Below are 3,946 nucleotides of genomic sequence, written 5' to 3' on the forward strand. Positions count from 1 at the left end.
GGCGCCCCCCCCCCCCCCCCCCGCCCCCCGCGGGGGGGGGGGGCGCGCAAGGCCGCTGGGCCGGGGCGGGGGCGCCGCCGGGCCGGGGCGCCAACGGGCCCCGGGGGGCGGCGCTCCAGCAGATGAGCGCGCGGCTCGACGCGCTGGAGGCGGCGGTGCGTGCCGGCGGCTCCGGCTCGGAAGAGGATTTCGGCTTCCACCGCGCCATTCTCGCCGCGACGCAGAACCCGAATTTCACCCGGCTGTTCGACACGTTCGGCAGCGCCATGGTCCCGCGCCATTGGACGCGGCTCGACCGCATGACGGAGGCCGAGCGGGAAAAATATCTCGACCGCATGCAGCGCGAGCATCGCGCCATTCTCGGGGCAATCGAAGCCAGGGACGTCAATGCCGCGCGGCGCGCCATGCGCAGCCATCTGACCAAAAGCTATGCCCGCTTCGAGGATCTGCGCGACAAGGCTGTTCACGATTAGGGAGCCAACCACGGTTGACGGACTGCTCATCCGGCGACCCCGCCGAGATAAAGTTGGCGCATCAGCGACATGTTCCTCCCGGCTCCCACTGTTGCAGTCTTACCCCGTTGTCATACAACCCTGTAATCTGGTAAATCCCAGGAAGAGGGATGTCAATCGCGTTGCCATGCGGTATGAGGCTCCCGAAATCAGAACCGTCATCAAAGCCGCAAGTCAGGAAGCAAAATGCAGTCACGGAAATTTGGCCGTACCGGCAGATCAGTCAGCGAGATCGGCTTCGGCGCCTGGGCGATCGGCGCCGCCTGGGGCGAGGTCAATGACGACGATGCGGTCGCCGCCCTGCATGCCGCGCTCGATGCCGGCGTCAGCTTCCTCGACACCGCCGACGTCTATGGCGACGGCCGTTCGGAAAAGCTGATCGCACGGGTTATGAAGGAACGCGGTGGCGCGCGCCCGTTCATCGCCACCAAGGCCGGACGGCGGCTGCCGAAGCAGACGGTCGAGGGCTACAGCGTCGAGAACCTCACCGGCTGGATCGACCGCAGCCTGACATACCTCGAGACCGACACGCTCGACCTGGTGCAGCTGCATTGCCCGCCGACCGATCTCTACTATCATCCGGAGGTGTTCGAGCGTCTCGACAAGCTCACCGAGCAGGGCAAGATCCGCAACTACGGCGTCAGCGTCGAGCGCGTCGAAGAGGCGCTGAAGGCGATGCAATATCCCGGCGTCGTCAGCGTGCAGATCATCTTCAACGCCTTCCGCCAGCGCCCGGCCGAGCTGTTCTTCGACCAGGCGAAAAAGAACGATGTCGCCGTCATCGCCCGCGTGCCGCTGGCCAGCGGCCTGCTGTCCGGCAAGTTCAGGGCGGACACCAAGTTCGAGACCACCGACCATCGCCTGTTCAACAGGAATGGCGAAGCCTTCGATGTCGGCGAGACGTTTTCGGGCGTGCCCTATGAGGTCGGGCTGGCGGCGGTCGAGAAGGTGCGGCCGCTGGTGTCAGGCGACACCACCATGGCGAAATTCGCGCTGCGCTGGATCCTGATGTTCGATGCGGTGACGGTTGTCATTCCCGGCGCCCGCAATCCAGCGCAGGCGGTTTCCAATGCGGAAGCGGCTGAGCTTGCGCCGTTATCCTCCGAGTTGATGGCCAAGGTGAAGGCGGTCTACGATGAGAACATCAAGCCCTACGTGCATCAGCGCTGGTGAGCCAGCGCCTGCCGCCCTCGACCGGCTGACTGACCAGAGGTCAGCCGGGGCAAAATTGCGCTCGTCGTTACAAGCTGTGCAGCGGATCCTGTGATCCACCGGTCATTTAATCGGCCGTGCCGCTTGTTATTGTGCAGTGCAGCAACGATATTGCTGCGTGTGCGTTGTGTGCACGAGTCTGCCCATTCCGGCGCGCAAGGATACCAATTTGCGAGACATATCCGATACGATCGCCCGGCTGAGCGCGATGCGCCGCCGGCCAGCCGGTGCAGGACAGAGCAAGGACGATCACCTGTCCGAGATGACAGGGTTCGGGTCCAATCCGGGCGCCTTGCGTGCGCGGCTTTATCTTCCTGAAAACCTGCCGAAGCAGGCGGCGCTGGTCGTGGTGCTGCATGGCTGTACCCAGACTGCCGCCGGCTACGACCATGGTTCCGGCTGGACCGAACTTGCTGCCGATCAGGGTTTTGCCGTGCTTTTCCCCGAGCAGCAGCGCGCCAACAACGCCAATCTTTGCTTCAACTGGTTCGTGCCAGGCGATATAAGCCGCGACGGCGGCGAGGCGCTGTCCATCCGCCAGATGATCGAGGCGGCGGTGGTCACTCACGGTCTCGACCGCAAGCGGATATTCGTCACCGGCCTTTCCGCTGGCGGCGCCATGGCGGCGGTGATGTTGGCGACCTACCCGGACGTGTTTGCCGGTGGCGCGATCATTGCCGGGCTTGCCTATGGCAGCGCCTCGACCATCCCCGAAGCCTTCGACCGCATGCGTGGCCATGGCGGCCCGTCCAGAACCGACCTGCAGCGTCTGTTGCGGGAGGCTTCGCCGCACAAGGGGCCGTGGCCGAGGATTTCGATCTGGCAGGGCTCGGCCGACACGACCGTGGTGCCTTCCAATGCCGGCGCGGTGCTGGCGCAATGGCAGGGCGTGCACGGCCTCGCCCAAGCGCCGACACGCACGGAAAAGGTCGACGGTCAGAGCCGCAAAGTCTGGTCCGATGGCAAAGGCCGCGACGTGGTCGAGGCATACAGCATTGCCGGCATGGGCCATGGCACGCCATTGCAGGCGAGCGGCGACAATGCTCTCGGCAAAGCAGGGCCGTTCATGCTGGATGCCGGGATTTCCTCGACGCGCCACATCGCCCGTTTCTGGGGGCTGACGAAGCCAGAGGTACGACGCACGGCGAAAGCCAAGGCCGCTTCAGGCACTGCATTGCAGCCTTTCTCGCCGAAGGAAAAACCGCGAGCTGTCCGTGTCGATCCGGCCCCGGAGCCTGTCAATCCGCCAGGCGGTCCGGCGGGCGGGATCACCAAGGTCATCGAGGACGCGCTGCGGGCAGCGGGATTGATGCGCTGAGGCGGAGGCTCGCCCCGCACGAAGGACAAGGGCAAGCACCAGCATCATTATCGCAGCAGGCCTTCGTCCTCGAACGCATCCCAGCCCTTCAGTCCGGGCGGCGGGCCCTCCGTGTCCCGGGCGTTCCTCGCAGTGCGCGCTTGGCCAGTGCCCTTTCCCGCGCGCGTCAACGCGGCCTTGCCCGCGCCGCGCCGCCTGTTCTCGGCGACTTCCTGGACATCCTGCTCTCTCCACACGGTTGCCAAATCGCGGTCCAGGACGTCCTCGATGTGGCGCGGGTCGAAAACGTGGAAGGTGACAGACTTTGATCGCCCACGCATCTTGACGGTGCGTGTGCCGGTGCTTTGCAGCCGACCGTCCTTGAGCCATTTGTGGCGCTCGCGCGAAGAGATCGTAAGGATATCCTCGACCTCGCGTGGAAGCACAGGCAGCGCCTCCACTCCCTCCAGTGTTTTGGAGATACTGGCAGAGGCGGCCTTGAACGCTTCCGCTTCGGATCTCGACATTCGCAATGCGATGCGCCCCGTCTCGGCCTTGACGTGCTTCCTGACTGCCCATGGCAGCCGGGCTCTGACTTCACGTTCGATCCCCTTGGAGCGCACGGCGGACCCGAGTGTCGCTGACGGCGACAACGGCCATTCGGCAATCAGTTGCGGGGACGGGCTCATGCCTTCCTGGGGCTGGTTTCGTTGGTTCGATGCTAACACGGCAAGAGCCGGTCAAGCCAAGGCAACAGCGAAAAGGGGCAGGTCCGAATAGACCCGCCCCTTATGGCCGAAATTGAATGTCGCTCGCAGCGCGCCGACAGCACCCTTGGCCCCAGGCCCCCACGAGGCCCGGGGCGGTGCAGGAAAAAAAGGGGTGGAGTGTACCGGAATGTGAGCCACCGCCGCCGCTGGGGGGG

Annotated in this window: 4 protein-coding genes; 3 read left to right on the top strand and 1 reads right to left on the bottom strand. The window is 65.1% G+C overall.

The window, feature by feature from the left end:
- From NKI88_RS31500 to NKI88_RS31510, 3 genes are all read left to right on the top strand, one after another.
- Positions 1 to 473 (top strand): FadR/GntR family transcriptional regulator (locus NKI88_RS31500; protein WP_352659284.1); only part of this gene is annotated, 473 nt, incomplete at its 5' end.
- A gap of 225 nt (positions 474 to 698) precedes the next feature.
- A complete protein-coding gene (locus NKI88_RS31505; RefSeq protein ID WP_352659286.1) occupies positions 699 to 1,685 on the top strand; it encodes an aldo/keto reductase in 987 nt (328 codons plus the stop codon).
- A gap of 208 nt (positions 1,686 to 1,893) precedes the next feature.
- Positions 1,894 to 3,042: an extracellular catalytic domain type 1 short-chain-length polyhydroxyalkanoate depolymerase gene (locus NKI88_RS31510; protein ID WP_352659288.1), complete on the top strand. Its 1,149-nt coding sequence runs from the start codon at positions 1,894 to 1,896 to the stop codon at positions 3,040 to 3,042.
- 47 nt (positions 3,043 to 3,089) lie between these two features.
- On the opposite strand, the gene NKI88_RS31515 is transcribed toward NKI88_RS31510, so the two are convergent.
- Positions 3,090 to 3,710 carry a hypothetical protein gene (locus NKI88_RS31515; protein WP_027049775.1) on the bottom strand — a complete coding sequence of 207 codons (621 nt, stop codon included), beginning with the start codon at positions 3,708 to 3,710 and terminating at the stop codon, positions 3,090 to 3,092.
- Between the last annotated feature and the right edge of the window lie 236 nt (positions 3,711 to 3,946).

Origin of the sequence: Mesorhizobium sp. M0317 (assembly GCF_040321555.1) — a bacterium.
Classification (GTDB): domain Bacteria; phylum Pseudomonadota; class Alphaproteobacteria; order Rhizobiales; family Rhizobiaceae; genus Mesorhizobium.

What these genes read in the sequence shown, in the direction of transcription:
- NKI88_RS31505 (WP_352659286.1), top strand. Translation starts at nt 699, where the DNA reads ATGCAGTCACGGAAATTTGGCCGTACCGGCAGATCAGTCAGCGAGATC.
- NKI88_RS31515 (WP_027049775.1), bottom strand. Translation starts at nt 3,710, where the DNA reads ATGAGCCCGTCCCCGCAACTGATTGCCGAATGGCCGTTGTCGCCGTCA.